Annotated in this window: 23 protein-coding genes and 1 pseudogene; 5 read left to right on the top strand and 19 right to left on the bottom strand. The window is 68.5% G+C overall.

The genetic code is table 11. The annotated features are described in order from the left end of the window. The first annotated feature begins 69 nt into the window (after nt 1-69). Nucleotides 70-861, top strand: coding sequence for an inositol monophosphatase family protein (locus CLG85_RS18425; RefSeq protein ID WP_092422508.1), 792 nt, complete (start codon nt 70-72; stop codon nt 859-861). 135 nt (nt 862-996) lie between these two features. Here the strand turns inward: CLG85_RS18425 and CLG85_RS18420 are convergent. The 7 genes and pseudogenes from CLG85_RS18420 to CLG85_RS18390 form a co-directional block, all read right to left on the bottom strand. Then, nucleotides 997-1,379: pseudogene (locus tag CLG85_RS18420) on the bottom strand (GFA family protein). Further along, nucleotides 1,364-2,140 carry a rhomboid family intramembrane serine protease gene (locus tag CLG85_RS18415; RefSeq protein ID WP_260349832.1) on the bottom strand — a complete coding sequence of 259 codons (777 nt, stop codon included), beginning with the start codon at nt 2,138-2,140 and terminating at the stop codon, nt 1,364-1,366. The pseudogene CLG85_RS18420 and the gene CLG85_RS18415 overlap by 16 nt, the downstream one beginning before the upstream one ends. A gap of 150 nt (nt 2,141-2,290) precedes the next feature. Beyond that, nucleotides 2,291-3,085: a beta-keto acid cleavage family enzyme gene (locus CLG85_RS18410; RefSeq protein ID WP_260349836.1), complete on the bottom strand. Its 795-nt coding sequence runs from the start codon at nt 3,083-3,085 to the stop codon at nt 2,291-2,293. Between the two features lie 5 nt (nt 3,086-3,090). Further along, nucleotides 3,091-4,425 (bottom strand): aspartate aminotransferase family protein, encoded by a 1,335-nt coding sequence (locus CLG85_RS18405; protein WP_260349831.1) that lies wholly within the window; start codon nt 4,423-4,425, stop codon nt 3,091-3,093. Nucleotides 4,426-4,439: 14 nt separating this feature from the next. Further along, entirely contained in the window at nt 4,440-4,868 is a 429-nt protein-coding gene (locus tag CLG85_RS18400) for a universal stress protein (RefSeq protein ID WP_095883774.1), read from the bottom strand. A gap of 11 nt (nt 4,869-4,879) precedes the next feature. Beyond that, nucleotides 4,880-7,531, bottom strand: coding sequence for a TRAP transporter permease (locus CLG85_RS18395; protein ID WP_095883775.1), 2,652 nt, complete (start codon nt 7,529-7,531; stop codon nt 4,880-4,882). Between the two features lie 87 nt (nt 7,532-7,618). Beyond that, entirely contained in the window at nt 7,619-8,590 is a 972-nt protein-coding gene (locus CLG85_RS18390) for a TAXI family TRAP transporter solute-binding subunit (RefSeq protein ID WP_095883776.1), read from the bottom strand. A gap of 100 nt (nt 8,591-8,690) precedes the next feature. Here CLG85_RS18390 and CLG85_RS18385 point away from each other — a divergent pair, with 100 nt between their 5' ends. Then, on the top strand, nt 8,691-9,608 hold the full coding sequence (locus CLG85_RS18385; protein WP_260349830.1) for a MurR/RpiR family transcriptional regulator: 918 nt from the start codon (nt 8,691-8,693) through the stop codon (nt 9,606-9,608). Between the two features lie 41 nt (nt 9,609-9,649). On the opposite strand, the gene CLG85_RS18380 is transcribed toward CLG85_RS18385, so the two are convergent. The 8 genes from CLG85_RS18380 to CLG85_RS18345 form a co-directional block, all read right to left on the bottom strand. Then, complete coding sequence (locus tag CLG85_RS18380) at nt 9,650-11,584, bottom strand: MacB family efflux pump subunit (protein ID WP_260349829.1); 1,935 nt, start codon at nt 11,582-11,584, stop codon at nt 9,650-9,652. 10 nt (nt 11,585-11,594) lie between these two features. Then, nucleotides 11,595-12,788: an efflux RND transporter periplasmic adaptor subunit gene (locus CLG85_RS18375; RefSeq protein WP_260349828.1), complete on the bottom strand. Its 1,194-nt coding sequence runs from the start codon at nt 12,786-12,788 to the stop codon at nt 11,595-11,597. 249 nt (nt 12,789-13,037) lie between these two features. After that, entirely contained in the window at nt 13,038-14,627 is a 1,590-nt protein-coding gene (locus tag CLG85_RS18370) for a gamma-glutamyltransferase family protein (protein ID WP_260349827.1), read from the bottom strand. A 78-nt stretch (nt 14,628-14,705) separates the two neighbouring features. Further along, a complete protein-coding gene (locus CLG85_RS18365) occupies nt 14,706-15,722 on the bottom strand; it encodes an ABC transporter ATP-binding protein (protein ID WP_260349826.1) in 1,017 nt (338 codons plus the stop codon). Beyond that, nucleotides 15,719-16,699, bottom strand: a complete 981-nt coding sequence (locus CLG85_RS18360) for an ABC transporter ATP-binding protein (RefSeq protein ID WP_260349825.1) — start codon at nt 16,697-16,699, stop codon at nt 15,719-15,721. Before CLG85_RS18360 ends, CLG85_RS18365 begins: the two co-directional genes overlap by 4 nt. Continuing rightward, nucleotides 16,696-17,604 (bottom strand): ABC transporter permease, encoded by a 909-nt coding sequence (locus tag CLG85_RS18355; protein ID WP_260349824.1) that lies wholly within the window; start codon nt 17,602-17,604, stop codon nt 16,696-16,698. The genes CLG85_RS18360 and CLG85_RS18355 overlap by 4 nt, the downstream gene beginning before the upstream one ends. Next, the gene (locus CLG85_RS18350) at nt 17,601-18,554 is read right to left on the bottom strand and encodes an ABC transporter permease (protein ID WP_260349823.1); all 954 of its coding nucleotides are present in this window, start codon (nt 18,552-18,554) and stop codon (nt 17,601-17,603) included. The genes CLG85_RS18355 and CLG85_RS18350 overlap by 4 nt, the downstream gene beginning before the upstream one ends. Then, entirely contained in the window at nt 18,554-20,161 is a 1,608-nt protein-coding gene (locus CLG85_RS18345) for an ABC transporter substrate-binding protein (RefSeq protein WP_095882652.1), read from the bottom strand. The genes CLG85_RS18350 and CLG85_RS18345 overlap by 1 nt, the downstream gene beginning before the upstream one ends. Nucleotides 20,162-20,380: 219 nt before the next feature. On the opposite strand from CLG85_RS18345, the gene CLG85_RS18340 reads away from it, so the two are divergent. From CLG85_RS18340 to CLG85_RS27455, 3 genes are all read left to right on the top strand, one after another. Next, nucleotides 20,381-21,025 carry a GntR family transcriptional regulator gene (locus CLG85_RS18340; protein WP_095882653.1) on the top strand — a complete coding sequence of 215 codons (645 nt, stop codon included), beginning with the start codon at nt 20,381-20,383 and terminating at the stop codon, nt 21,023-21,025. A gap of 109 nt (nt 21,026-21,134) precedes the next feature. Continuing rightward, nucleotides 21,135-21,734: a HupE/UreJ family protein gene (locus CLG85_RS18335; protein ID WP_260349822.1), complete on the top strand. Its 600-nt coding sequence runs from the start codon at nt 21,135-21,137 to the stop codon at nt 21,732-21,734. Further along, entirely contained in the window at nt 21,731-22,384 is a 654-nt protein-coding gene (locus CLG85_RS27455; RefSeq protein ID WP_311735007.1) for a hypothetical protein, read from the top strand. Before CLG85_RS18335 ends, CLG85_RS27455 begins: the two co-directional genes overlap by 4 nt. On the opposite strand, the gene CLG85_RS18325 is transcribed toward CLG85_RS27455, so the two are convergent. From CLG85_RS18325 to CLG85_RS18310, 4 genes are read right to left on the bottom strand one after another with little or no spacing between them, the layout of a single operon-like run. Then, nucleotides 22,326-22,673, bottom strand: coding sequence for a response regulator (locus CLG85_RS18325; RefSeq protein ID WP_224917715.1), 348 nt, complete (start codon nt 22,671-22,673; stop codon nt 22,326-22,328). The genes CLG85_RS27455 and CLG85_RS18325 overlap by 59 nt on opposite strands. 25 nt (nt 22,674-22,698) lie before the next feature. Next, on the bottom strand, nt 22,699-25,836 hold the full coding sequence (locus tag CLG85_RS18320) for a CheR family methyltransferase (RefSeq protein ID WP_260349821.1): 3,138 nt from the start codon (nt 25,834-25,836) through the stop codon (nt 22,699-22,701). Continuing rightward, nucleotides 25,731-26,147 carry a chemotaxis protein CheB gene (locus tag CLG85_RS18315; protein WP_260349820.1) on the bottom strand — a complete coding sequence of 139 codons (417 nt, stop codon included), beginning with the start codon at nt 26,145-26,147 and terminating at the stop codon, nt 25,731-25,733. The genes CLG85_RS18320 and CLG85_RS18315 overlap by 106 nt, the downstream gene beginning before the upstream one ends. 49 nt (nt 26,148-26,196) lie before the next feature. Next, nucleotides 26,197-26,745, bottom strand: coding sequence for a PAS domain-containing protein (locus CLG85_RS18310; RefSeq protein WP_260349819.1), 549 nt, complete (start codon nt 26,743-26,745; stop codon nt 26,197-26,199). Nucleotides 26,746-26,978: the final 233 nt, after the last annotated feature.

Genomic DNA, 26,978 nt, shown 5'->3' with positions numbered 1-26,978 from the left:
ATACGGACTTGGCTTTTTCCGGCGAGCCGCGTATACGCGCGGCTTGAACCAAATCCGGGAACCGTCGCCATGCAGGGCAGTGCCAATCTCAACATCATGATCAAGGCCGCGCGCAAGGCGGGCCGGTCGCTGGTCAAGGACTTCCGCGAGGTCGAGAACCTTCAGGTCTCGATGAAGGGTGCGGGCGATTTCGTGTCGCGCGCGGACATCGCCGCCGAGAAGATTCTCAAGGACGAGCTCCTCGGCGCCCGCCCGACCTACGGCTGGCTCGGTGAAGAGGGTGGCGGCCAGGACGGCGAGGATCCGACCCGCCGCTGGATCGTCGATCCGCTCGATGGCACCACCAACTTCCTGCACGGCCTGCCGCATTGGGCGATCTCCATCGCGCTCGAGCACAAGGGCAAGATTGTCGCCGGCGTGGTCTTCGACCCGGCCAAGGACGAGATGTTCTACGCCGAGAAGGGCGCCGGTGCCTGGCTCAACGACTCGCGCCGCCTGCGCGTCTCGGGCCGCCACCGGATGATCGAGGCGATCTTCGCGACCGGTGTGCCCTTCGCCGCCAAGAAAACCCTTCCGGCGACCCTCAAGGATCTCGCCCGCCTGATGCCCGAATGCGCCGGCGTGCGGCGCTGGGGTTCGGCGGCGCTCGATCTGGCCTATGTGGCCGCGGGCCGCTACGACGGCTACTGGGAGCGCGAGCTGAACATCTGGGACATCGCCGCGGGCGGGCTCATCGCCTCCGAGGCCGGCGCCCTGGTCGAAGGCATCCGCGAGGATCAGGACCCCTACGAGACCGGATCGATCCTCTGCGCCAGCAACAACATCTTCGATCCCTTCGCCAAGACCATCCGCGAGCTCTGAACAGGGCGCGCGCTGCCCGCGCAACAGCGGGCCGAGCGGAACGGAAGGGGAGCCACAGGGCTCCCCTTTTTCACATCCGCGCTTCTTCTCTTTCCAAATACGCCCGCCAGAGGCGGTCCCGCCCGGGCCGCCCGCTCACCGGTCGGAAGGATGGTTGACCCCGTCCGACCAGGGGATCGGCTCGTGTTCCGCCGGGTTCACCCCCTCGATGCCGCCCATGTTCACGCCGAACTCGTTCGGGTTCGACGGCGCCGGTGGTACATGTAGATGCCGCAGACCGAGCAGAAATAGTGCTGCGCCGTCTTGGTGCCGAACTGGTAGAGCGTCATCCTGTCTGCACCCTTCACCACCTCGACCCCGCCTTTCGGTGCGGTCACGGCGGCAGCGCCCCTGCGGCGGCAGAAGGAGCAGTCGCAGCGGCGGGCGGAATTCAGCCCGTCCGCCAGCGTCACGCGCAGCTCGCAGGCGCCGCAGTGGCAGGTGACGGCGACCGGCCCGCCGCTCAATGTCTCGACCATGGGTCCTTGCGCCCGTTCTGCCGGGTTCCGGCCCGGGGGATATGGGTGCGCCCGAGCGCGTAATGCGCGGCGGGATGCGGCGGCTGCCCGTGGGTGCGGTTCCAGAAGGCCGGGCCGCCGCGCGCCAGCCAGACCGGGGCGATCATCACGAGGCCCGCGAGGAAGCCGCCCACATGCGCCCAGTAGGCCACGCCGCCCTCGGCCCCGGCGCTGCCGATGCCGCTGAAGATCTGCAGCCCGAACCAGACCGCCAGCAGCAGCCAGGCGGGGATCGGCAGCACCTTGAAGATGATGATCAGGATGATGAGGATATCCACCCGCGCCTTCGGAAAGAGCAGCAGGTACGCCCCCATCACCCCGGCGATCGCCCCCGAGGCGCCGACCGTGGGTACCGCCGAGCTCGGGTCGGCCACATATTGCAGCAGCGCCGCCGCGATGCCCGAGGCAAGGTAGAAGAGCAGGTAGCGCAGGTGGCCCAGCATGTCCTCGATATTGTCGCCGAAGATGAACAGGAACAGCATGTTGCCGAAGAGATGCATGAATCCGCCATGCAGGAACATCGAGGTGATGATCCCCGTGTAGCCGTAGCCCTGCGAGATATGCGACGGGAAGAGCGCCCACCGCTCGAAGAAGGCGTCGAGCGCGGCGGGGTCGGTGAACAGGGCCCAGTACCCCAGGAAGATCACCGAATTGGCGATGATCAGCGCGTAGGTGACGTAGGGCGTGCGCCCCGAGGGGTTGTGATCTCGGATCGGGAACATGGGAGGTAGAGTGACGCGCGCGGGCCGGGCGTCAAGAGCGGATCGGGCGGCGGGCCCGGAAAACCCCTGCACCCGCGGCCTGTCCCCGCGGGGACGCCCTTTCGAGGGCGGCCCGCCTGCGCCCCGTCCCCGCGGGGACGGCGAAGGGGATCAGACCTCCTGTCCCCGCGGGGACGCGCGCGCCTCCAGCACCTGCACCAGCGCCGCGACCTGTCCCGCGTTGTCCTCGGCCGGGCTGCCATCCGGGCGCTCGACGTTGTTCTCGAAGCCGATGCGCATCCCTCCACCCAGCTCGGCGGCGCGCAGCAGGCAGGCCTCTTCGGTGCGGCCAAAGGCGCAGGCGGCCCATTGCACGTCTTCGGGCAGGGCGCGGGCGGCCGTCAGGAAGCCGTCCAGCTCCTCGGGTCGGGCGAGGGTCGGCGGGGCGTAGCGGCCCAGCACGAAGAGCACCTGCCGCGGGGCGGGGAGCAGCCCTTCGGACCAGAGCGATGCCAGCCGGCTCACCTGATCGGGCGCATAGAGAATATGTTGAAGCGCGATGCCCGCCTCTTCGGTTTCGGCGTAGAAGCGCCCCGCCTCGGGGTCGGGACCGGGATCCGGCCACATCTCGCGCAGGGCGACCGAGACGCCCTCGGGGCGCAGCTCCCGCACCAGCGCCCGCTGTTCGGCGGAGCTGTAGAGGCCGACCGCCTCGGTGGTGATCTGCACGGGCATCGTTGGCAGGGCGCGTGCCATCTCGGCGATGAGCTCGCGGTAGAGCCCGGCATCGAGCAGGTGGCGGGCCTCGGCGTCGCGGACATGGGCGTGCAGCGCCTCGGCGCCGGCGTGATGGGCGGCCGTTGCTGCGGCAACGATCTGCGGGATGGTCTCGGGCAGCGCGGGGTGGTCGGCGCGCGTGCGGCGCGCGCCGTTCGGGGCCAGCATGATGCGCGGCAGCTTTGCCAGTCGGCTCATGCGGCGATGGCCCCGTCCAATGCCCTGTCGATGGCGCGCGAGAGCTTGCCGACCAGCTCGCCGATCTGCTCCTCGGAGATGATGAAGGGCGGGGCGAGCAGCACGTGATCGCCGCGCTGGCCATCGAGCGTGCCGCCCGCCGGGTAGCAGATCAGCCCCTCGTCCATGGCGAAGCGCTTGACCTTGGCGTTGATCTTCAGCGCCGGATTGAAGGGGGTCTTGCCGTCCCGGTCGGCCACCAGTTCGATGCCGCGGAAGAGCCCGCGTCCGCGGATGTCGCCGACATGCGGATGCTGGCCGAGCGCCTCGGTCAGCGCGGCCTGCAGAACCTCGCCCCGCGCGCGCACCTGCGGCAGCAGGTTGCGCCCGAGGATGCCGGTCAGCACCGCGCGCCCGGCGGCGGCGGCAAGCGGGTGGCCGTGGTAGGTGTGGCCGTGCTGGAAGGCGCCCGAGCCCTCGGCGATCGCAGTGTAGATCTTGGCGGTGCAGAGCATGGCGCCGATCGGCATGTAGCCGGCGCCAAGCCCCTTGGCGATGGTGACGATGTCGGGCGAGATGCCGTCCTGCTCGCAGGCAAAGAGCGTGCCGGTGCGGCCCATGCCGCACATCACCTCGTCGAGGATCAGCAGCACGCCGTGGCGGTCGCAGATCTCGCGGATGCGCTTGAAATACCCCTCGACGGCGGGAACCGCGCCAGCGGTCGCGCCCACGACGGGCTCGGCGATGAAGGCCATGACGGTCTCCGGCCCGAGGCGCTGGATCTCGGCCTCCAGCTCGTCGGCGGCGCGCAGCCCGTAAGCCTCGGCGCTCTCGCCCTCTGCGCGCAGGCGGTACTCGTAGCAGGGGGCAATATGCGAGGTCTCGACCAGCAGCGGGGCGTATTTCTCGCGGCGCCAGGCGTTGCCTCCGGCGGCCAGCGCGCCGAGCGTGTTGCCGTGGTAGCTCTGGCGGCGGGCGATCACCCGGTGGCGCTGCGGCTCGCCGGTCTCGAGGAAATACTGGCGGGCGAGCTTGATCGCCGCCTCGACCGCTTCCGAGCCGCCCGACAGCAGGTAGACCCGGTCGATGCCCGCGGGGGCGTGTTCGATCAGCAGCTCGGCAAGGCTCTCTGCGGGCTCGGAGGTGAAAAAGCCGGTATGGGCAAAGGCGAGCTGGTCGAGCTGCGCGTGGATCGCGGCGCGCACGTCCGGGTCGGAATGCCCGAGGCACGACACGGCGGCGCCGCCCGAGCCGTCGAGATAGGCGCGGCCCGAGGCGTCGTGGATATAGCATCCCTCGCCGCGCACCGCCGATGGCAGCTGCGCGTTGGAGCGTCCGAAGACATGTCCCATTCAAAGTTCTCCGATTAGTCGCCGCGGACGACGAAGACAGACTGTTTGGCGTGGCGGACCACCCGGGCGGCGTTCGGCCCCAGCAGGTAGTCGGCAAGTTCCGGGGTGTGCGACGAGAGCACGATGGCATCGACCTTCAGCTTGTCGGCGGCACGCAGAAGCTCGTCGTAGATGCGCCCGTGCATGACGTGCGGATGCACCTCCACCGCGTCCGGCACGTTGGCGTTCACCCAGTCCTTCAGCTTGCTGCCGACCTCCTTGAGCGCGCCCTTCTCGAAGCCGTCCTTGAAGTAGCCCGAGACCATCGACATGCCGAAGTCGGGCAGCACGGTCACCACGTGCAGCACCATGCCCTCGCCGCCGAGATGCAGCGCCGTGGGAAGCGCCTTGGACCAGCTCGCGGGGGCCGAAAGGTCGATGGGCAGAAGGATCGTCTTGTACATCGCAAGGCTCCTCAGAAGGCCGGCACGGTCTGGCGGCGGCGTTGCATCAGGATCACCAGCCCCAGCAGCAGCAGCGCGGGGATGTAGAAGAGCTGCGCCGGCAGCCGCTCCTGCGGGACGAGCACCGAGGCGATCTGCACCGGCTCGTCGGCGTAGAAATCGAAGTTCGCCAGTTTCTCGGCGGTGGGGGTGCCGAACATCGGCTCGTCGAGCTTCACCACGTCGCCCTCGGGGAAGAGCATCAGGCCCGAGTTGTCGATCCGCTCCTGCGCATTGGCGCCGTGGGCATCCATGACGAGCGTGGTCGAGGCGGTCTGCCCGCTGTTGAAGTCGGGCCCCTGGATTTCCAGCCGGATCCGGCTGCCCTCGGGCAGCTCGGCCAGCACCTGCTCGAACTCGGCGGGCGGGATGTTGTGGAAGGGACTCTGCACCATGTTCAGCCAGACGTTGGGCACGAAGAGAGTGAAGGCCACCAGCAGCAGCGCGGCGCTTTCCCAGATGCGCGAGCGGGCAAAGAAGTAGCCCTGCGTCGCGGCGGCAAAGAGCAGCATGGCGAAGGTGGCCACCACGAAGACGAAGGCCGCGTGCAGGATGCCCGAGGCGGTGCCGAGGTCGACGCCGTAGAGGATCAGCGTCGGGTTGAAGATGAACAGGAAGGGCAGGGCGACGGTCCGCAGGCTGTAGAAGAAGGCGGTGAAGCCGGTCTTGATCGGATCGCCCCCAGAGACCGCCGCGGCGGCGAAGGAGGCGAGGCCCACGGGCGGCGTCACGTCGGCCATGATGCCGAAGTAGAAGACGAAGAGATGCGCCGCGATCAGCGGCACGATCAGCCCCTCCTGCGCGCCGAGCGAGACCACGACGTTGGCCATCAGCGAGGAGACGACGATGTAGTTCGCCGTGGTGGGCAGACCCATGCCGAGGATCAGCGAGAACATCCCGACGAGGATCAGCATGATGATCAGGCTGCCGCCCGAGAGCTGCTCGACTAGGCCTGCAAGCTCGGTGCCGATCGGGGTCTTGGTGACCGTGGCGACGATGATCCCCGCCGCCGCGGTGGCGACGCCGATACCGATCATGTTGCGCGCCCCGGCGATGAGACCCTCGACCAGGTCGTTCCAGCCGTTGCGGAATTCCTCGGCCACGCGGGCGCCCTCGCCGCGCATGATCGCCTTGAGCGGGCGTTGGGTGATGATGATCAGCAGCATCAGCGCGGTGGCGTAGAAGGCGGATTTCGCGGGGCTCTGGCGCTCGACCATGAGGAACCAGACCAGCACGATGATCGGCAGGATGTAGTGCAGCCCGGTGGCATAGACCTCGCCGACGGTGGGAAGCTTGATGTTGGGGTCGCTGGGGTCGTCGACCTCGAGATCGGGGCGGCGCGCGGCGATGGCCAGCAGCCACAGGTAGGCCGCGGCCAGCACGACCATCATGATCGGGCCCGACAGGCCGGGGGCGACCGACTTCAGCGCGCCGACCGCGTAGATCAGCGCGGTGAAGGCTGCACCGGCGACGGCGAAGCCGATGAAGAACTTGAGGATCATGCCGCCGAAGGACTTGGCCTCGCCGAGAGCGGGCATGTTCTTCTTCAGCGCCTCGAGGTGCACGATGTAGACCAGCGCGATGTAGGAGATCACCGCCGGGATGAAGGCGTGCTTGATCACCTCGACGTAGGAGATGCCGATGAACTCGACCATGAGGAAGGCGGCGGCGCCCATCACCGGGGGCATGATCTGGCCGTTCACCGACGAGGCGACCTCGACCGAGCCGGCCTGCTCGCTGGTGAAGCCGACGCGCTTCATCAGCGGGATGGTGAAGGTGCCGGTGGTGACCACGTTGGCGATCGACGAGCCGGAGATCAGGCCGGTCATGGCCGAGCCGACGACGGCGGCCTTGGCAGGGCCGCCGCGCAGGTGGCCGAGCCCGGCGAAGGCGAGCTTGATGAAGTAATTGCCCGCACCGGCCTTATCCAGCAGCGAGCCGAACAGCACGAAGAGGAAGACGAAGGCGGTCGAGACCCCGAGCGGAATGCCGAAGACCCCGGCGGTGTCGAGCCATTGCGCGTTGATCAGCGCGGTGAACGAAAGCCCCTCGTGCTCGATCAGCTCGGGGATCAGCCAGCCGGTGCCCATGTAGGCGTAAAGCAGGAAGAGCGCGCCGACGATGGTCAGCGCCGGACCCAGCGCGCGGCGGCTGGCCTCGAGCAGGATCACGAGGCCGACGGCGCCGATGACCACCTGAAGCTGCGTCGGCAGCCCCGAGCGCGCGGTCAGCGCGAGATCCTTGGAGAAGAGGAAGACGTAGAAGGCACAGAAGCCGCCGACGGCCATGAGGATCCAGTCGGTCAGCGGCACGCGGTCGCGCGGCGAGGATTTCAGCGCCGGGTAGGCGAGGAAGGCGAGCAGGATGGCGAAGGTCAGGTGGATCGGCCGGGTCTGCGACGAATTGAGCGCCGGGAAGACATCGGCGAACCACAGTTGCGGCTGCGCGATCCAGAGCTGGAACAGCGACCAAGCCAGCGCGAGACCCGCGATGAGCATGGCGACAAACCGGTTGGTCGGCGCCCGCGCGCCGCTGTCGGTGCTGGCGACGAGATCCTGAAGCTCCTCGTCGCTGAACTGGCGACCGCCGTGGTCGGGACCGGTCTGCTGTGGATTGTCGGTCATGCTGCGCGCCCCTCTGATGCCGCCTTCCGGAAAGGCCCGGGCGCCTTTGCAGCGCCCGGGCCGGGTCTCTTACGCGGTGCCGCGACCTTACTCGATCAGACCGGCTTCGCGGAAATAGCGCTCGGCCCCGGGGTGCAGCGGCGCCGAAAGACCCGCGGTCGCCATCTCTTTCGGGTCGAGGTTGGCAAAGGCCGGGTGCAGGCCGCGGAACTGGTCGATGTTGTCGAAGATCGCCTTGACCACCTGGTAGACGACCTCTTCCGGCACGTCTTCGGAGGTCACGAAGGTGGCGCCGACGCCGAAGGTGTGGGTGTCCTCGTCATTGCCGCGGTACATCCCGCCAGGGATGGTGGCGGTGCGGTAGAAGGGGTTGTCGGCGACCAGCTCGTCGACCGCCTCGCCCTCGACGTCGACCAGCACGGAATCGCAGGCGGTGGTGGCCTCCTGGATCGAGCCCGACGGGTGGCCGACGGTGTAGACCATCGCGTCGATGTTGTTGTCGCAGAGCGCCTGGGACTGTTCGGCCGCCTGCAGCTCGGAGGCCACGGCGAAATCGTCCATGGTCCATCCCAGCTTGTCCATCAGCACTTCCATGGTGCCGCGCTGCCCGGAACCGGGGTTGCCGACGTTGACGCGCTTGCCCTTGAGATCCTCGAAGGTCTCGATGCCGGCATCGGCGCGGGCGACCACGGTGAACGGCTCGGGGTGCACCGAGAAAACCGCGCGCAGGCCTTCATACGGGCCCTGTTCCTCGAAACGCGAGGTGCCATTGTAGGCGTGGTATTGCCAGTCGGACTGGGCGACGCCGAATTCCAGCTCGCCGCCGCGGATGGCGTTGATGTTGAACACCGAGCCGCCGGTGGACTCGACGCCGCAGCGGATGCCGTGCTCGGAGCGGCCGCGGTTCACCAAGCGGCAGATCGCGCCGCCGGTCGGGTAGTAGACGCCGGTGACGCCGCCGGTGCCGATCGAGATGAAGGTCTGCTCCTGCGCGACGGCTGCGCTCGCGCCGAACGCGGTGGCGGCGGCGACGAGGGCGCCGATGAGAGGTTTGGTCATGTCGTCTGTCTCCCTGGAAGGTGTCCGAGATTCGGCTCTCGCCCGTCAGTGAAACATTTCATTGCGAAGGGTCAAGCCAAACAATACAAATGTATCATGCTTGCCAACACCACGAACTAAGTCGAAAACCCTGCGAGTAAAGACCCGGGAGGCCGAGCTGCCGATACCTTCTTCGCTAGACGATCTCGCCCGCGCGCTGCGCCAGCTCGGGCGCAGCGGAACGCCGCGTGTCGCGGCATTGGCCCGCTGGGCCTCGGACCAACCCGAGGAGATCGCGCTGAATTCCGTACGCAGCCTTGCCGAACGCTCGGGGGCCAATGCCAACACGGTGGTGCGCCTGTCGCAGGCCTTGGGCTTCACCGGCTACGAGGCCTGCCGAAATGCCTTTCAGGACGCGCTGCGCCAGGGCGGCGAGCTCTACGGCAAGCGGGCGGGGGAGCTCTCGGGGCGCGACAGCGCCTCGGTGCTGGATGCGATCCGCGAGGCGGGGCACCGGAACCTCGAGTCCGCCTTCACCGCCGAGAGCCGGGCGGCGATCGACACCGCGGCGCGGCTGATGCTGGAGGCGCGGCAGGTCTACGTGGTGGGGGTGCGCAGCTGCTACGCCATCGCCGATTACCTCGGCTATACCGCCCGCATGGCCTTTGACAATTTCGCGCCCCGGGCGGGCACGCCGGGAGACATCCGCGACCGCATCGCGCTGGCGGGGCCCGAGGACGTGGTGCTCTCGATCAGCTTCCGGCACTATTCGGTCGAGACCATCGCGGCGCATGAGCTGGGGCTGCGGCAGGGGGCGCGGACGATTGCCATCACCGACGACCCCCGGGGGCCGCTGGCGCGCGGGGCCGACGTGGTGATGCTGCCCGAGATGCATGGGCCGCAGCCCCTGCCGAGCATGATCGGCGCCTTTGCCCTGGCCGAGGCGCTGGTGGCAAGCATGGTGGTGCAATCGGACCGGGCGCTGGGGAACATCACCCGCTTCGAGCAGCGGCTGCACGAGGCGGGGGCATACCGGTAGGGCGATGTGCTCCGGAAGGGCGTGGGGCGGGGGCTGCGCGCTCACTCCCGCGCCAGCGCCACCACCGGGTCGAGCTTGGCCGCCGAGCGGGCGGGCAGGTAGCCGAAGATCACCCCGATCAGCGTCGCCGAGCCGAAGGCCGCCGCCACCGTCGCGCCCGAGTAGACCAGCCGCATCGAGGGGGCGAGCACGCCCAGCACCGCGCCCAGCCCATAGGCCAGCGCCACCCCGAGCGCGCCGCCGATCAGGCAGACCAGCACCGCCTCGATCAGGAACTGCGCGGTGATGTCGGACTGCCGTGCGCCGACGGCCTTGCGGATGCCGATCTCGCGGGTGCGCTCGGTGACCGAGACCAGCATGATGTTCATCACCCCGATGCCGCCCACGAAGAGCGAGATCAGCGCGATCGCCGAGATCAGCCATGTGAGCGTCTTCGAGGTGCTCTGGATGGTCTCGCGGATGGTGTCGGTGTTGGTCAGGAAGAAGTCGACCTTGCCGTGGCGCCGGGTCAGAACCTCGGTGATCTCGGTTTCGGCCTCGGTCATGTCGTAGCCGTCGGCCACCTGCACCGAGATGGAATCCACCGTCTCGCCGCCTGTGATCCGTGCCATGGCGGTGGTGTAGGGGGTGAAGACCTTGATCGATTGCGGGCCGAAGCTGGCGCCCGAGGATTTCACCACGCCGATCACCTGCAGCGGCACCCGGCCGATCATCACCCGCTGGCCGACGGGGCTTTCGCCGCCGAAGAAGGTGCTGGCGGCGTCGCTGTCGAGCACGGCCACCTGCGCGCGGGCCTCGAGATCGCCTTGGGTGAAGGCCGCGCCCTCGGTCACCGTGTAGGCGCCGAGCTGGAAGTAGCCCGCCGAGACGCCCTTGACCGAGGCCGAGGCGCTGGTGCCGCCGTGGATCACCGTGGCGCTGGTCGAGACCTCGGGCGAGACCGAGGCGGCAAAGGCGAGCCCGTCGAGCGCTTCGGCATCACCGCCGACCAGCGTGTCGACGCGGTTGGCCCGGCGGTCGCCGAAGCCGGTGCCGGGGCGGATGTCGATGGTCGAGGTGCCGATCGAGGCGATGTTCTCCAGCACCTTCTGCTGGCTGCCGTTGCCGAGCGCCACCACCGAGACGACCGAGGTGATGCCGATGATGATCCCGAGCATGGTCAGGAACGAGCGCAGCTTGTGCGCCGACATGGATTTCAGCGCCATGCGGGTCGCTTCGCGCAGCCGGTCGGCCAGCGCGCCGAGGCCCGATGCGGCCGGAGCTTCGGTCCTGATCCGGGGCGGGGCGGCGTATGGGCGCTTGCGGGTGTCGGCGGTGATCTCGCCGTCGGAGATCTCGATCACCCGGTCGGCGGCCTCGGCGATCTGCGGGTCGTGGGTGACGAGGATCACCGTGTGCCCCTCGGCGTGCAGCTCGCGCAGCAGCGCCATCAGCTCGGCCCCCGAGGCGCTGTCGAGCGCGCCCGTGGGCTCGTCGGCGAGGATCACCTCGCCGCCGTTGATCAGCGCCCGGGCGACCGAGACCCGCTGCTGCTGCCCGCCCGAAAGCGCGCCGGGCCTGTTGCCGAGCCGCTCGCCGAGGCCGAGCCGGGTGAGCAGGGCCCTGGCGCGATCACGCCGCGCCTTGCGGGCGGCGCCACGGTAAATGGCGGGGATCTCGACGTTGCCGACGGCATCGAGCTCGGCCATCAACTGGTAGCGCTGGAAGATGAAGCCGAAGTGGTCGCGCCGCAGCTCGGCCAGCTCGAGGTCGCTGAGCGCCTGCACGTCGCGCCCGTCGAAGCGGTAGCTGCCCTCGCTGGGGCGGTCGAGGCAGCCGAGGATGTTCATCAGCGTCGACTTGCCCGAGCCGGACTGGCCGATGATCGCCACCATCTCGCCCGCCTCGATGGCAAGATCGATGCCGCGCAGCACGCGCACGGTCTGCTCGCCCGCGGTGAAGCTGCGCTCGACGCCCTTGATCTCTATGAGAGCCATGGCCTGCGCCTCACAGGCCCATCATCGGCGGGCCACCGCGGCCGCCGGGACCGCGCGCGGGATTGCCCATGGCGGCGGGGGCGCGGGCCGCGCTGATGACGCGGTCGCCCTCCTCGAGGCCCGAGAGGATCTCGAAACGCGTGGCGTCCTTCATGCCGATCTCGATCTCGCGCCGCTCGGGCTGGCCGCCGGTGCCGAGCACGTCCAGCGCGTAGCGTCCGCCGCGGCCCTTGGCTGGCAGCAGCGAGAGCGGCAACGTCGGCACGTCCTCGGCGCGGCCGAGGAAGATGGTCACATCGGCGGACATGCCGATGCGCAGCAGGCGGTCGGCGTTGTCCACGGTGAACCGGGCGTTGTAGTAGATCGCGCTGTCGGTATCGATCTCGTCGCTGTCCTTGATCGAGGAGGGCGCCGGTTCGACCGAGGCAAGGGTCGCGGTATAGGTCAGATCGGGGGCGCCGAGCAGGGTGAATTCCACCTCTTGCCCGGGCTTGACGTTGATCACGTCGGCCTCGGAGATCTCGGCCTTCACCTCCATCCGGCCAAGCTGCGCGAGCTTGACGATGGTCGGCGCTTCCTGCGAGGCGTTCACGGTCGTGCCCTCGCCGTTGACCACGGCGACGACGGTGCCGTCGATGGGGGCGGTGATCCTGGTGCGTTCGAGGTCGAGCTCGGCGCTGGCGACCTCGATCCGCGCGCGCGCCAGCTGCGCCTCGAGCGATTGCAGGTTGGCCTGGTTCATCGCCAGCGTCGCCTGCGCGGCCTCAAGCTCGGAGGTGGCCGAGAGTTTCTTGGCGTTGAGCCCGCTCTGCCGGTCCACCGCCAGTTCGGACTGTCGGATCTCGGCCTTCTTCGCCTCGATCTCGGCCTCGATCTGGGTCAGGTCGGCCTTGGCCTGCGCCACGGCGTTCTGCTGCTCGAGCGAGTCGATGCGGGCGATGAGATCGCCCTGCTTCACCTCGTCGCCGACCGCGACCGGCAGCTCCTCGATCAGCCCCGAAGTGCGGGCGCCGACCGAGACGAGGTCGGCGGCCTCGATCAGCCCTGTGGCGAGCACGGTGCTCGAAACGGTGGCGCGGGTCACGGCGACGGTCTGCGGCGCGGCCTCGGCGGGCTCGGTGCCGCGGTCGAGATAGGCCCAGCCGGCGCCCGCCCCGATGAGGGTCAGCATCCCGATGATCAGAGCTGTCTTGCGTATGCTCATTGCGCGTTCCCGAAGCCTTCAACTGTGACGTTCCGAAGGGGTTACACGGATGGGGGCGGCCTTTCCGTCGCAGAAAAATCCCGCGAGGCCGCGCCGCGCCGCAGGGCGCCGTGTGGCTTGCATCTAGGATCTCAGGGCGCGGGAACAACGGCCCTCGGCGCAGGGCTGCCATGCGCGCGGGCCGGGGCCGGACAGAGAAACACCGCGCCGGAGGGGCGCGGTGCTGGGATTTTCCGTCTGTGGCCCGGCTCAGAAGCCGAGCGCCATGCCGTCCTTGCGGCTGTCGCTGCCGCCCGAGAGCAGGCCGTTCCCGGCGTCGATGCGGATCGCCTGGCTGCCGCCGATCGGGCTGGTCATGACCTTGAGCTTGTGGCCGCGCTTTTCCAGCTCGGCGCGGGCTTCGGTCGAAACGCCGGGCTCGATCTGCAGCTCGTCGCCATAGGCGAAGCTGCGCGGCGCATCCATCGCCGCCTGCAGGTCGAGGCCGAGATCCAGAACGCCCGACAGGAAGGCCGCATGGCCCGCCGCCTGGTATTGCCCGCCCATGACGCCGAAGGGCATGACCACCTCGCCATCCTTGCGCACCATGCCGGGGATGATCGTGTGCATCGGGCGCTTGTTCGGCGCGATTGCGTTGGGATGGCCCTCGATCAACCGGAAGGAGGCGCCGCGCGAGTGGAAGAGTACGCCGGTCTCGGGATCGAGCCGGGTCGAGCCGAAGCCGTGGAAGATCGAGTTGATGAACGACAGCGCGTTGCCCTCGGCATCGACGACGCAGAGATAGATCGTGTCCTTATGCTCGGGCTCGTCCCAGAGCGCGGGCTCCATGGCTCGGGTCATGTCGATGCGCGCGGCGAGGGTGTCCACCACCGCGTCCGAGAGCAGCGTCTCGACCACGTCCGGGCAGGCGGCCGGATCGCCGATCAGCGCGTCGCGGTGGTGGTAGGCAAGCTTGGTGGCCTCGGCGTGCAGGTGGATGCGGTCGGCCTCGGACATCTTGGCGCCCATGTCGAACTTCGACAGGATGCGCAGGATCAGCAGCGCGGCGAGGCCCTGTCCATTGGGCGGACATTCGACCACCTCGTGCCCGGCGTAGGTGGTGGAAATGGGATCGGTCCAGAAGGCTGCGTCGGTGCCCTCGTGGAAGTCCTGGGTCGTGTGCAGCCCGCCGAGCGATTGCAGGTGCGCGGCCATCTTCGCGGCGGTCTCGCCCTGGTAGAAGCCCTTGGCGCCTTCGGAGGCGATCTCGCGCAGGCGCGCCGCCAGCAGGGGCTGGGCGTGGCGCTCACCGGCAACGGGAGCGCGGCCGTTCGGCAGGAAGACCTTGGCGGCATGTGCGTCCTTGCCGACCAGCTCGGCGGCCTCGGACCAGTCCTGCGCCACGCGCGGAGTCACCGCGTAGCCGTTCTCGGCATAGCCGATGGCGCGGGCGAAGAGCCGCTCGAGCGGCAATGTGCCATGGTCGGCGTGCAGCAGGCACCACGCCGAGATCGCGCCGGGGATGGTTACCGAATGCGGGCTGGTCTGGGGGATTTCATCGCCGAGCCCGGCCTCTTTCAAGGCAGCCACGGTGGCTGCGGCAGGGGCACGGCCCGAGCCGTTCAGCGCCTTCACCGCACCGCCCTTCGGCGCGTAGAGCGCGAAGCAGTCACCGCCGATGCCGGTCATCAGCGGATCGACCACGCATTGCACCGCGACGGCGGCGAGGGCCGCGTCGACGGCGCTGCCGCCGGCCGAGAGGATCTCGAGGCCGGCCGCCGTCGAGAGCGGGTGCGAGGTGGCGATCATCGCCTGCGAGGCCAGGGTGCTGGGGCGTCGGGCGGAGAAGAAGTCGAACATGCGTGGTCTTCCTGTCGGGAATAAAAAAGTGCCGAGTTTTGGTTGTCCGTGAGTGATGGCGGTCTCGGCAGAGTCTCGTCAAGTGTCTGATGGCGCGAGCGGGTGCAGGCAGGCGACGGCGCGGCCCGCGCCCAGCGTTCCGAGCTGCGGGTCGCGGGTGCGGCAATCGTCCTGCGCCATGGGGCAACGGGTGGAGAAGCGGCAGCCCTTCGGCAGGTCGAGCGGGCTCGGGATCTCGCCAGGCAGCGGCTCGGGGATCGGCTCGAAGAAGCGCGGCGCAGCCCCCCGCAGCGCGGCGGCATAGGGGTGCGCCGGGGCGTTCAGCACGGCGTCGGTCGGGCCGGTCTCGACGATGCGGCCAAGGTACATGATGGCGATCTGTTCGCAGAGGTAGCTGGCGACGCCAAGGTCGTGGGTGATGAAGACCAGCGTAATGCCCATCTCCTGCTGCAGCTTGCGCAGGAGGGTAAGGAGCTGCGCCTGCGTCGAAACGTCGAGCCCCGAGACCGCCTCGTCGGCGACCAGCACCGAGGGCTCGGAGGCGAGCGCCCGGGCAATGGCGACGCGGCGCACCTGTCCGCCCGACAGGCCCGAGGGATAGCGTTTCGCCGCATCGGCGGGCAGGCCGACGCGCTCTAGAAGTTCGCCGACGCGGGTTTCTTCCTGGGCCTTCGGCACGATGCCGAAGTGGCGCAGCGGCTCGGCGATCAGCGCACCGACGGTCATGCGCGGGTCGAGCGAGCCGCGGGCGTCCTGGTAGACCATGGCGACGTCGCGGGCGAAGCCCGGCCCCTCGGCGCGCACCTCGCGGATCGGGCGGCCGTGATAGAGCGCGCGGCCACCGCTCGGGGCGTCGAGCCCCGCCACCATGCGCAGCAGCGTGGACTTGCCCGAGCCGCTCTCGCCCACGAGGGCCAGCGAGGCGCCCTTCTCGACGCTGAGGCGCACGCCGTCGAGGGCGCGCAGCCCGACCTTTTCACGGGTGAAGCGGCGGCCCGGCGGGCGGACCTGGAAGACCTTCTCGACCTCGATCAGCTCGAAGATGGGGGCGGTGCGGGACGGGGCCGTGCGGGTCGTGGCGGTGTCGAGCATCATTCCGGGTTCCAGCAGGCAAAGAGGTGGTCGCGCGCGTCGCTGCGGGCGGGATCGGCGGGGGTGAGCGGCGGCGCTTCGCGCGCGCAGCGGTCCAGCGCGCGGGGGCAGCGGGTGGCAAAGCGGCATCCGGCGGGCATCTGATCGTGCGAGGGCACGGTGCCCTCGGGCGCCTGCAGGTCCTTGCGCCCGATCTCAAGCACGCAGCTTTCGAGCTGGCGGGTGTAGGGGTGCCGGTGGCGCTTCAGCACCTCCTCGGAGGGGCCGGATTCGACCACCTGCCCGGCGTAGAGCACGACGATCCGGTCGCAGGACTGGCTGGCCAGCGCCAGATCATGCAGCACGAAGATGCAGCTCGCGCCGCGCTCGCGGGTGAGCTGCAGGATCAGCCGGATGATCTGCGCCTGGATGGTCACGTCCAGCGCCGAGGTCGGCTCGTCGGCGAGCAGCAGATCGGGGTTGCAGGCGAGCGCGATGGCCACCATGACCCGTTGCTGCATCCCGCCCGAGAGCTGGTGCGGGAAGGCCGAGAGCCGCGCCTCGGCGTCGTTGATGCCGACCTGGGTGAAAAGCTCGATGGCGCGGCTGCGGGCCGCGCTGCGCGAGAGGCCGAGGTTGCGGCGCAGCGTGGTGATCAGCTGGCGGCCCACGGTGTAGGCCGGGTTGAGCGCCGCGCCGGCGTCCTGGAAGATCATCGACAGGCGCTGGCCGCGCAGCTTGACCATCTCGCGCTTGCGCAGCGACAGCAGGTCTCCCGCGCCTTGAAGATCGGCGGTGCCTTCGATCTCGGCCCCGTCGAGGAGCTGCATGAGCGCGGTTGCGATGGTCGATTTGCCCGCGCCGCTCTCGCCGACGAGGGCCAGCGTCTCACCCTTGGCGAGCGACAGGCTCACCCGGTCGAGGATCTTCGCCGGACCGCGGTGCACGGTCAGGTCCGAGACGCTCAGCAGCGCCTCGGCGTTGATCTGCTGCAGCATCATGCGCCCCTCCGGCTCTTGGGGTCATATTCCTCGCGGATGCCGTCGCCGACGATCGACAGCGCGATCAGCAGCAGCGCCAGCGCGAAGCCGGGCATGGCCGACATCCACGGCGCGAAGCTGACGAAATCGCGCCCCTCGGCGATCATCAGCCCCCAGTCGGGGGTCGGGGGCGTCACGCCGATGCCGAGGAACGACAGCGAGGACGACACGAGGATGGCTTCGGAGATGCGGATGGTCACCTGCACGGCCAGCGGGAAGATCACGTTGGGCAGGATGTGGCGGCGGATCACCTGCAGCGAGGGGATCGACATCAGGTGCGCCGCCTCGACGAAGCCCTGCACCTTGACCTGCATGACGTCGGCGCGGACGGTGCGCGAGAAGGGGCCGACCATCGACAGGCCCACGGCGATCACCACCTTGTCGACGCCCTGTCCGAGGATGGCGATGAAGGCGACCGCGAGGATCAGCGAGGGCAGGGCGAGGATGGAATCGATGAGCCGCATCAGCGCCCATTCCACCCAGCCGCCCGAGAGCCCGGCGGCAAGGCCGATCACCAGACCTCCGGCGGCGCCGATCAGCACCGAGAAGATGCCGATCACCAGCGCGTAGCGGGCGCCGAAGATGACCCGCGACAGGATGTCCTGCCCGTAGCTGTCGGTGCCCAGCGGATGCGCGCCCGAGGGCGGCTGCATCATCGCGTCCATCGACTGAAGGACCGGGTCGTAGGGGGCGACATGGGGCGCGAAGGCGGCGGCCAGCAGGTAGGCGGCGGCGATCACCAGCGCGACGGTGAAGAAGGGGCGGCGCACGAAGATCGAGCGGCGCTTGCGGCTCTGCGCCTGCGGTGCGGGCCCGGCGGGCGGCAGCGTCGCGGGGGCCGGGGCATTGGTGGCCTCTGCGCTCATTTGCGGTCTCTCAGTCTGGGGTCGAGGATCGGGTAGGAGAGGTCGACCAGCAGGTTGACCCCGATGAAGAGGAAGGCGGTCATCATCACCCCCGCCTGCACCACCATGTACTCGCGCCCGAGCACCGCCGAGGTCAGCATCTGGCCGATGCCGGGCAGGTTGAACACCGTCTCGGTCAGCACCGTGCCCTGCAGCAGCGTGCCGAGCTGCAGACCGAGGATGGTGACCAGCGGCATGGCGATGTTGCGCACGCCGTGTACCCAGATCACCCGCCAGCCGGGCTCGCCCCGCGCGCGTGCGGCGGCGATGTAGGGCTGGTCGAGCACCTCGATCAGCGTGGCGCGGGTCAGGCGCGTGATCATCGCGATGAAATAGGTGGACAGCGTCAGCCCCGGCAGGATCATGTGATAGACCCCGGTCCAGAAGTCCTCCCAGGGCGAGACATAGCCCATTACCGGGAACCAGCCGAGCCGCACCCCGAAGAACCAGATCAGCAGGATGCCGAGCAGGAACGACGGAAACGCGGTGCCGGTCAGGGCAAAGACCGCCGAGCCCGCGTCGAAGGCGGTGTCCTTCTTGACCGCCGAGAGCACCCCCAGGGGCACGCCGATCAGCACCGCGAAGACCAGCGAGAAGCTCGCCAGCGTCAGCGTCACCGGCAGCGCCTCCTTGAAGGCATAGGTGAAGATGTCGGTGCGGGCGACAAAGGAGGTGCCCCAGTCGCCTTGCACGAAGTTCAGCGCCCAATCGGCGTATTGCGCCAGGAAGGGCCGGTCCAGACCCATTTCGGCGGTGAGCGACTCGTAGGACTCCTGCGAGTATTCCGAGCCGAGCATGATCTGCACCGGGTCGCCCGGCGCCAGCTTCAGAAGTCCGAAGGTGGCAACCGAGACGATGAACAGCACGACGAGCGTCTGCCCGAGCTTTCCGAGGGTCTGGACCAGCAGCATCAGGTGAGGCTCACCGTATGCAGGTTCACGAGGTCGGCGGGGATGTAGTTGAAGCCCTGCACCTTGTCCGAGAAGACCTTGTAGATCGGCATGTGTGCCATGATCGCGATCGGCGCCTCGTCCATCAGCAGATCCTCTGCCGCGTAGTAGAGCTTGGCCCGCTCCTCGGTTTCCAGGATCACCTGCGCCTGCTTGCACAGGTCGTCGAACTGGGTGTTGACCCAGCCGCAGAAGTTCCAGGCACCGTCAGACTTGAACTCGGGGTAGATGGTCTCGTCGGGGTCGAGGTCGGCCACCCACTCGAAGTCGTAGAGGTCGAAGTCGCCCTCGTTGCGGCGCTTGAGCCAGGCGGCGGGCTCGATCAGTTCGAGCTTCACCTTGATGCCGATCTCGGCCAGCATCGGCGCCACGGTCTGCGCGATGCGGGTGCCGACCGGGCCGCGCTCGGCCATCATGTAGGTCACTTCGATCTCGTCCTGGTTTTCCGCCTTGGCACGGAATTCCTTGGCCTTCTCGAGGTCGAACCACTGGCCACGGCCGGAGGTCGCGATCTCGGGGTCGAAGAAGCCGCTCATGGGCGGGGAGATCGGGGTGTAGGCCTGCTGGGCACGGCCGAAGTAGGCCTGTTTCACCAGCTTCTCGCGGTCCAGCGCCCAGGCGACGGCGCGGCGCAGGTTGATGTCGGTGAAGGGGCCCTTCTTGCAGTTCATGCCGACGAAGGTGTAGTTGCCCTCGATCTCGCCGTAGAGCGTCGCCTTGGGGAAGGCGTCGACCTGATCCACCAGCTGCATCGGGCAGTCGGTCATGCCGTGGATCTGCCCCGACATCAGCGCGGCGAGCGCGGTGGAGGCCTCGTTCATCAGCACGAAGGTGACGCGCTCGAGCTTGGGCATGTCGGGCTCGAAGTACTCGGTGTTGGCCTCGAGCTCGATGGCATCATTCTCGCGCCAGGAGACGAATTTGAACGGGCCGGTGCCGACCGGGTTGCGACCGTAGTCGGTGCCGTATTTCTGCGCGGCGGCGGGGCTCACGATGGTGCCGGCGCGGCCTGTGGATCCGGTCAGCGCGACGGGCAGGAAGGCATAGGGCTCGGAGAAGTGCAGCTTGACGGTCAGCGGGTCGACCACCTCGATCTCCTCGAGCAGCTCCAGCTTCCAGGCGTGCGGCGACTTGGGCTCGCCTTCCTTCACCCGCAGCAGCGAGAACTTCACCGCCTCGGCATCGCAGGGGGTGCCGTCGTGGAATTTCACGCCCTCGCGCAGCTTGAAGACGTGGGTCTTGTCGTCCTCGAGATCCCAGGTCTCGGCCAGATCGGGCTCGAAGGTCACCTTCTCGCCGTCATAGGCGATCTTCAGCAACCCGTTGTGGATGTTGTTGATGATCTGGATCGCCGACAGGAAGCCGGTGAAATGCGGATCAAGCGTGTCGATCACCTTGACCGAGGCGATCTTCAGGTGGCCGCTCTGCTGGGCGCGGGCAATTCCGGGGAAGGACCCGGCGCTGGTTGCGGCGACGATGCCGGCGCCGAGACCCTTGAGCACGGCGCGGCGGCCGAGCCGGGCCGAGAGGCGCTCGGCCAGAACTTTCTTGTGGTCGACTTGCGTCATGTCTTGTCTCTCCTGTTGGCATGGTCTCCTCCCATGTCGAAACGAACGCATCGGGCCCTGCCTGTCCGGTTGTCCCGGCTCTGAGGGGGCAACAGCCCAATTGGACGGCGTTTTTCCTGTTTCCTCCTGTACCGACCTGTTGTCTCGTGGTTTCAGGTTGTGGGGACATGTATACATAAACAAGATAAAAGTGTTCATTTCGACGACGGCGGGGCGCACATGATCATTCGGACGGCAGAAAGCATATTCGACAGCCTCGTGGACCAGATCGTGGCAGGGCGGATGAAGCCGGGAGAGCCGCTGGTCGAGCAGGCACTGGCCGAGCAGTTCGGGGTCTCGCGCACCCCGGTCCGCGAGGCGCTGCACCGGCTCGAGCAGGCGAGCCTTGCCGAGCGCGGCGCGCGGCGCGCCTTCGTGGTGCGCCGGATGAAGGCCAGCGACCTCGCGGAGCTCTTCGAGGCGGTTGGCGAGGTGGAAAGCGTGCTGGCCGCGCTGGCGGCGCACCGGATGACCGAGATCGAGCGGCGTCACATGCTGGCCATCCTCGAGGAGGGCAAGACCTGTGGCGAGGACGCCGAGCGCTACGGGCTGATCAACGCGCGCTTCCACGCGGCGCTGAAGACCGGCGCGCGAAATGCCGCGCTGGCCTCGGTGCTGGAGGAACTGAACCTGCGGACGCAGGCATGGCGGGCGGCGAACTTCCACGTGGATGCCTCGCGCCTGTCGACCTCGCGCGCCGAGCATGACGCCATCGCGCAGGCGATCATGGCGCAGGATGCCGAGGCCGCGCGCGGGCTGATGCGCAGCCATGTCGCCGCCTCTTACATCGTGCTGGCGGACATCCTGTCGCGGCGCGGGGCCTGAGGCGGCGGGGCTTTTGGACGCGGGCCGGCAGATCGCTCCTCGCCATTGACCATGGGGCATGGCAATCTCCGCGCAGGCCGGCCAATTCGATGCCAGAAAGGATTTTGCCATGAATTCCAGACGTCTCTTTGCGACCGTGCTCGCGCTCACCCTTGTCGCGCTCGGCACTGCCTCGCCAGCGCTGGCCCATTCGGGCGATGTTGCCGCAGGGGGCTTCGTCACCGGCTTCCTGCACCCGATCCTCGGCTGGGACCACGTGATCGCCATGGTGGCGGTGGGGCTCTGGGGCGCGTTCCTTGGCGCGCCCGCGGTCTGGCTGCTGCCGGTGACCTTCCCGCTGGTCATGGCGCTTGGCGGGATGCTCGGGGCAGCGGGCGTGCCGCTGCCGGGGATCGAGACGGGGATCGCCGCATCGGGACTGGTGATCGGGCTCGCGGTGCTTTTCGCCGCGCGACCGCCGCTGCCGGTGGCGGCGGTGATCGTGGCGGTCTTCGCGATCTTCCACGGCCATGCCCATGGCACCGAGATGCCGGGTGCGGTGAGCCCGCTGGCCTATGCGGGCGGCTTCGTGATCGGCACTGGCCTGTTGCACATCTGCGGCATCGCCTTCGGCATGCTGACCCGCTCGCGCGCGGGCGCGCTGGCGGTGCGCGGCGCCGGCGGGGTGATCGCGGCGCTTGGCGCGGGCTTCCTGATCGGCGCGCTGTGACCCGGGCAGCCCTTCCGGCGGCTGCGCTGGTCGCGATGCCGCAGGCCGCGCTGGCGCATGATGCTTTCGGAGACCTCGGGCCGTTCTACGCGGGGCTGCTGCATCCGGTGATGGCGCCGCTGCAGATGCTGCTGCTTGCCGCGGTGGCGCTGCTGCTGGCCCGGCAAGCGCTGGAGTCGGTGCGGGTTGCCTACCCGGCGCTGGTTCTGGCGGCAGCGGCGGGCATCGTGCTGCACGGGGTCTGGCCGGAGCTCGCACCCTCGTTACGGCTCGGCGCCCTGCTGGCCGTCGGGCTCGGGGCGCTGGCGCTCTGGGGTGTTTCGCTGCCGGGGGCGCCGCTTGCGGTGCTCGCCATGGCGGGCACCACAGTTGCGGCGCTCTCGGGAGATGCGCCGGCGGCGAGCCGGGATGGGCTGCTCGCCGCGCTCGGCGGCATCCTGGGGATGGCCGCCTTCGTGCTTGTGGGCTGGGGGGGTGATCGACCTGCTGCAGGCGCGGCTCGGGCGCATCGCGGGGGCAGTGGCCTCCGCCTGGCTCATCGCCATCGGCGGCATGGCGGCGGTGCTGCCGGGCTGAGCGCTCAGCCTGGGGTCAGGCGGTGCCGACTGTCTCGGCGCTCTGCAGGGCGGTGCGCAGCCCGGCCGGGTTGATCGGCTTCAGGCAGCAGCCGGCCTGCGGGTACTTGGCGTGGATCTCGTCGTCGTAGACGTGGCCGGACTGGAAGACGAGCCCGACGCCCATGTCGCGCAGCCGGTCGGCAAGCGGAAAGACCTCGCCATCCTTCAGGCGCACGTCAAGAAGCGCGATGTCCGGGCGCTGATCACCAAGCGCGGCAAAGGCCTCGCGCAGCCCGGGGAAGGGGCCGATGACCTCGTAGCCAAAGTCCTCGACCAGCATCTGCAGGTCCATGGCGACGATCACCTCGTCTTCGCAAATCATCACGCGCCCCCGGGCCGGGGTCGTCTTACTGCTCGTCAGGGACATAACGCAGCACCATCCTTCTTTCGTAGTCGCCGAAGTCGACAGAGACCGTGCCGCTCAGCTGAACCGCCGAAAGCTGGACCAGCGTCGAGCCGAAGCCCGCTGCCCCGTCATCAGGCTCAACCCGCGTCTCGTGAATTTCGTTCCACAGGAGTTCGACGAATTTTCCGTCGCGCCGCCAAGAGACTTCGAGCCGCCCCGGCTTATGCCCCAGCACGCCGTATTTCGCGGCATTGGTCGACCATTCGTGCAACAGCAGCGAGAGGGAGGTGAGCTCATGCGTGGCCACAGGGACCTCGGGGCCACCGGGGGTCAGCTCCTTGTCGCCGCGGTAGGGCTCGAGCGAAGCGCGGATCGCATCCTCGAGCCCGAACTTGTGCCCGCGCGGGGTCTTCTGCGTGAGGTCATGCGAGCGGGCGAGGGCGTTGATCCGGCTCTGCACGCCCTCCACCAAGTCGGGCACGCTCTCGGCCTTGCGGCCAGCCATGCGCACCATGCTCGAGATGATCGAGAACATGTTCTTCACGCGGTGGTTCATCTCGCGCAGCATCATCTCGCGCACGTCTTTGGCGTCCTGCTCCTCGGTCACGTCGAAGAGCACGCCGAGCACCCGCTCGGCCCGCGGTGTGGCGATGCGGCGGCCGACGATCTGGATCGAGCGCGCATGGGCGCCAAGACCGCCGAGCCGGGCCACCACGTCGATGGGGGCGCCGCCCTGCATGGCCTCGTTGATGGCCTTGCGCACCTCATCACGGCTGTCCTCGGCGATCGACTGCAGCAGCCGCTCGAGTGGAAGCGTGTGGTCATCGACGCCGAGCAGGGCGCAGCCGGAGTCGTCCAGCGTCACCGTGCCGTTGCGCGGATCGCACTCCCAGACCGCCAGCCCCGAGACATCCAGCGCCAGCCGCAGGCGCTCGCCTTCATGCTTGAGCGCCGCTTCGAGGCGCAGGGCATCGGTCACCTCGGTGAAGACCAGCGTGGCGCCATTGAGGTCGCCGTCGCGGCTGCGGTAGGGGGTGATGACCAGCGACCAGGTGCGCGCCTCGGCCCTGTCGCTGACGCGCATGTGGCGCAGCTCGCCGTTGCGCATCACCTCGCCGATGGCCTGCAGCACCTCTTCATTGCGACGCAGCGACGAGGTCACCTCGGCCAGTGGCCGGCCCCGGTCGGCGCCGCGGAACGGGTAGATCGACTGGATCGCGTCGGTGAAGTTGCGGATCGCCATCTTGGAGTCGACCACCACCAGCGGCAGCGCGGTGGAGGCGAAGAAGTTCGACAGGTCGGCATTGGCCACCGACAGCTCGTCGACCTTGCTCTTGAGCTCGTCGTTGACCGTCGAGAGTTCCTCGTTGGTCGACTGCAGCTCTTCATTCATCGACATCATTTCTTCGTTGGAGCTTTTCAGCTCCTCGTTCGCCGTCTCCAGCTCCTCCACCGTGGTGTGCAGCCGCGCGCGCGTGTCGCGCAGTTCGTGTTCGAGACTCTGCACGTGGCTGTCCGCGGGGTCGAGTTCCTCGAAGGCGTCATCCTCAAGCGCCTCGAAGCGGTCGCGCTCGCGGAACACCAGAAGGATGCTGCCGTCCTCGAGCGGATCGGCGATCAGGTCGAACGCCTGCGTCCCGAACTCGGAGCGCGCCGAAAGATCGCGCGAGATGGTGCGCTTTTTGCTACGCGCCACCTGCCGAAGGATCGCGGAAAGCGCCTCGCGCACGCCGGAGCGGGCGAGAGAGGGCGCGAAATTGTCGCTGTCGGGGCCGGGCGTCACCTCGAGGTATTTGCCGAGCCGGCCGGTGGAGCGCAGAATCTCGCCGCGCGCGGTCACCCGCAGCGTCGGCGGAGCGTAGGCCGAGAGGATGCGCTCGGCGACGTCGCTTTCCTGCCAGTCGAGGCGGGCAGGGGGCTCGGCGTCATCCGCGGCGTGGCGGCGGCCCGAGGGCTGGCTGCGCTGCGCGTTGCGCAGGTGCAGCGGGTACTCGGGGCGGCCGTTGTTGCGCTGGAAGACGCGCGCGCTCTGGTCGAGCGGATTGAAAACGTGATCGTGCCGGCCCACCGTCTCGGAGGGGCCGAGAAAGAGCGTCGCGCCGGGCTTTAGCGCGTAGTGGAAAATCGGCAGGGCGGTCGATTGCAGCTGGTCGCCGAAGTAGATGAGCAGGTTGCGGCAGGACAGCAGGTCGATGTTGGAGAACGGCGGGTCTCGGACGATGGAATGCACCGAGAAGCGGATCATGTCGCGGATCTTGGCCGAGACCCGGAACCGCCCGTCTAGCGCGATGGTATAGAGGTCGCGCATCTGCTCGGGGATGTCGGCCAGCGCCGATTGCGGGTAGGTCGCGTCGCGCGCGATGCGCAGCATCTGCTCGTCGATGTCGGTGGCGAAGATCTGGATCTTCACCGAGCGCTTCTGCGTCCGCGCCTCCTCGGCGAACATCATCGCCAGAGAATAGGCTTCCTCGCCGCTCGAGCAGCCGGGAATCCAGACGCGGATCTCGTCGTCATTGCCGGCGCCCCGGACCAGCGGCGCGACGGCCAGTTCCCGCAGCCGCTCGAAATGCTCGGGGTCGCGGAAGAAGCGCGTGACGTTGATCAGCAGCTCGCGGAAGAGGATCTCGCATTCCTTGGGATCCGAGCGCACCCGCTTGAGGTAGGCGCTGGCGTCGTCGAGGTCGAGCACCTGGATGCGCCTTTGCACCCGGCGGATCAGCGTCGACTTCTTGTAGCCCGAGAAATCATGCCCGACGAAATTGCGCACCACGCCGCAGATGTCCTCGAGATGCGCCTCGACCGTGTTGGCGAGCTGGCGGTCGGCGGTGTCGACCAGTGTGTGGGCGTAGAACTGCTCGATCGCCTCGACGATCTCGCCGGGGCGGCGGACGAAATCCACCAGCCCGGTCGCCTGCGCCGAGGTCGGCATGCCGTCATATTTCGCCGTCTCGGGCTGCTGCACGAGGCACAGCCCGCCATGTTCCTTGATCGCCCGCAACCCGGCGCTGCCGTCGGCGCCGGTGCCCGACAGGATCACGCAGGCGGCAAAGCGGCCCTGGTCGAGCGCGAGGCTCTCGAAGAAATCGTCGATCGGCCGCCGCAACCCCCGCGGCTGCGCGAACTCGGTGAGGTGCAGCACCCCCCCTTGTGACCGAGAGCCCGTGGCCGGGGGGGAATGATATAGACGTTGCCGGCGGTGATCTTCTCGCCGCCCGAGGCCTGGCGCACCCGCAGCTCGGTGTGCCGCGCGAGCAGCTCGGCCAGCAGGCTCTCGTGGTTCGGATCGAGATGCTGGATCACCACATAGGCCAGGTTGCTCGTGGCGCGCGCCGCGGTCAGCATCTCGCGGATTGCTTCCAGCCCGCCCGCCGAAGCGCCGATGCCGACGATGCACAGGCGCTCGCTGTCGCCCGTCTGGGCCGGGGCCTGTTGCGCGTCCTTATCCTTCATGCCTGCTCTTTCCTTGGCGATCCGGGCTCCGGGCCCGCTGGCGTGCATATCAATCTTTGTGGTCATCGAGCGAGAGCCGCGCCAGCAGCGCGACGGAGTCCGCGATCAGCTGCGCCGAGCCGACGACCGCGAGCCCGAATTCCCGGCTGATCTGCTCGACGTCATCGAGGGCCCGGGTCAGTTCCTTGTCGTTCTGCGGCAGCCTGCTGCGGCGCATCGCCGAGGTCATGTCGAACTGCGAAGCGAGGATGAAGCGCGCCGTCCCGCTCCGGTCGAAAAGCCGGGTCATGAAGACGAAGTTGGAGAAGCTGCTGCCGTCCTTGCGGTAGTTGAGGATCGGGAAGCGGCCGCTGTCGGGTCCGGCGCCGCGCACGAAGTCATGCAGGGGGCGGCGCATCTCATCGGTGGTCTCCTCGCCCTGCAGGAGCCGGCAGTTGCGGCCAAGGACCTCTGTCGCGGCATATCCGGTCAGCCGGCAGAACGGCTCGTTGACCAGGATCAGCGGCGCGTCCTCCTCGATGCGCGACACGGCAAGGGCGATGCGAGACGTCCGGATGTAGTCGCCGAGAGGTTTGGGAAGGCTGTCCTGGGATGTCATCTCGGCAGTGTGTCTGGTCGGCGGTGTATCTGGCAAGTGGGTGGATCGGCGGAGCTTTGGCAGGCTTCCGGGCAGGCAATGGTCAAGATGCGCCTGCGGGCCCGCAAGGCAAGGCAAATTGCGCAAGAATTTGTCGCTGCGGCACCCGGCTGGCCAGCCGGTGCGCATGGTCGGGGCATCTCCTGTGCATGCGTTGTGCCGCCGCGAGTCTGTGTGGGTGCCTTCTGACTCGC

It is taken from the genome of Alloyangia mangrovi (genome assembly GCF_002300555.2).
Lineage (GTDB): Bacteria > Pseudomonadota > Alphaproteobacteria > Rhodobacterales > Rhodobacteraceae > Salipiger > Salipiger mangrovi.
This window is presented reverse-complemented; position numbering and strand designations above follow the sequence as displayed.

What these genes read in the sequence shown, in the direction of transcription:
- CLG85_RS18370 (WP_260349827.1), bottom strand. Translation starts at nt 14,627, where the DNA reads ATGTTCGACTTCTTCTCCGCCCGACGCCCCAGCACCCTGGCCTCGCAG.
- CLG85_RS18415 (WP_260349832.1), bottom strand. Translation starts at nt 2,140, where the DNA reads ATGTTCCCGATCCGAGATCACAACCCCTCGGGGCGCACGCCCTACGTC.
- CLG85_RS18380 (WP_260349829.1), bottom strand. Translation starts at nt 11,584, where the DNA reads ATGGCTCTCATAGAGATCAAGGGCGTCGAGCGCAGCTTCACCGCGGGC.
- CLG85_RS18350 (WP_260349823.1), bottom strand. Translation starts at nt 18,554, where the DNA reads ATGCTGCTGGTCCAGACCCTCGGAAAGCTCGGGCAGACGCTCGTCGTG.
- CLG85_RS18310 (WP_260349819.1), bottom strand. Translation starts at nt 26,745, where the DNA reads ATGACATCCCAGGACAGCCTTCCCAAACCTCTCGGCGACTACATCCGG.
- CLG85_RS18355 (WP_260349824.1), bottom strand. Translation starts at nt 17,604, where the DNA reads ATGAGCGCAGAGGCCACCAATGCCCCGGCCCCCGCGACGCTGCCGCCC.
- CLG85_RS18335 (WP_260349822.1), top strand. Translation starts at nt 21,135, where the DNA reads ATGAATTCCAGACGTCTCTTTGCGACCGTGCTCGCGCTCACCCTTGTC.
- CLG85_RS18365 (WP_260349826.1), bottom strand. Translation starts at nt 15,722, where the DNA reads ATGATGCTCGACACCGCCACGACCCGCACGGCCCCGTCCCGCACCGCC.
- CLG85_RS18325 (WP_224917715.1), bottom strand. Translation starts at nt 22,673, where the DNA reads ATGATTTGCGAAGACGAGGTGATCGTCGCCATGGACCTGCAGATGCTG.
- CLG85_RS18360 (WP_260349825.1), bottom strand. Translation starts at nt 16,699, where the DNA reads ATGATGCTGCAGCAGATCAACGCCGAGGCGCTGCTGAGCGTCTCGGAC.
- CLG85_RS18395 (WP_095883775.1), bottom strand. Translation starts at nt 7,531, where the DNA reads ATGACCGACAATCCACAGCAGACCGGTCCCGACCACGGCGGTCGCCAG.
- CLG85_RS18315 (WP_260349820.1), bottom strand. Translation starts at nt 26,147, where the DNA reads ATGAAGGATAAGGACGCGCAACAGGCCCCGGCCCAGACGGGCGACAGC.
- CLG85_RS18390 (WP_095883776.1), bottom strand. Translation starts at nt 8,590, where the DNA reads ATGACCAAACCTCTCATCGGCGCCCTCGTCGCCGCCGCCACCGCGTTC.
- CLG85_RS18425 (WP_092422508.1), top strand. Translation starts at nt 70, where the DNA reads ATGCAGGGCAGTGCCAATCTCAACATCATGATCAAGGCCGCGCGCAAG.
- CLG85_RS18405 (WP_260349831.1), bottom strand. Translation starts at nt 4,425, where the DNA reads ATGGGACATGTCTTCGGACGCTCCAACGCGCAGCTGCCATCGGCGGTG.
- CLG85_RS18375 (WP_260349828.1), bottom strand. Translation starts at nt 12,788, where the DNA reads ATGAGCATACGCAAGACAGCTCTGATCATCGGGATGCTGACCCTCATC.
- CLG85_RS18345 (WP_095882652.1), bottom strand. Translation starts at nt 20,161, where the DNA reads ATGACGCAAGTCGACCACAAGAAAGTTCTGGCCGAGCGCCTCTCGGCC.
- CLG85_RS18340 (WP_095882653.1), top strand. Translation starts at nt 20,381, where the DNA reads ATGATCATTCGGACGGCAGAAAGCATATTCGACAGCCTCGTGGACCAG.
- CLG85_RS18400 (WP_095883774.1), bottom strand. Translation starts at nt 4,868, where the DNA reads ATGTACAAGACGATCCTTCTGCCCATCGACCTTTCGGCCCCCGCGAGC.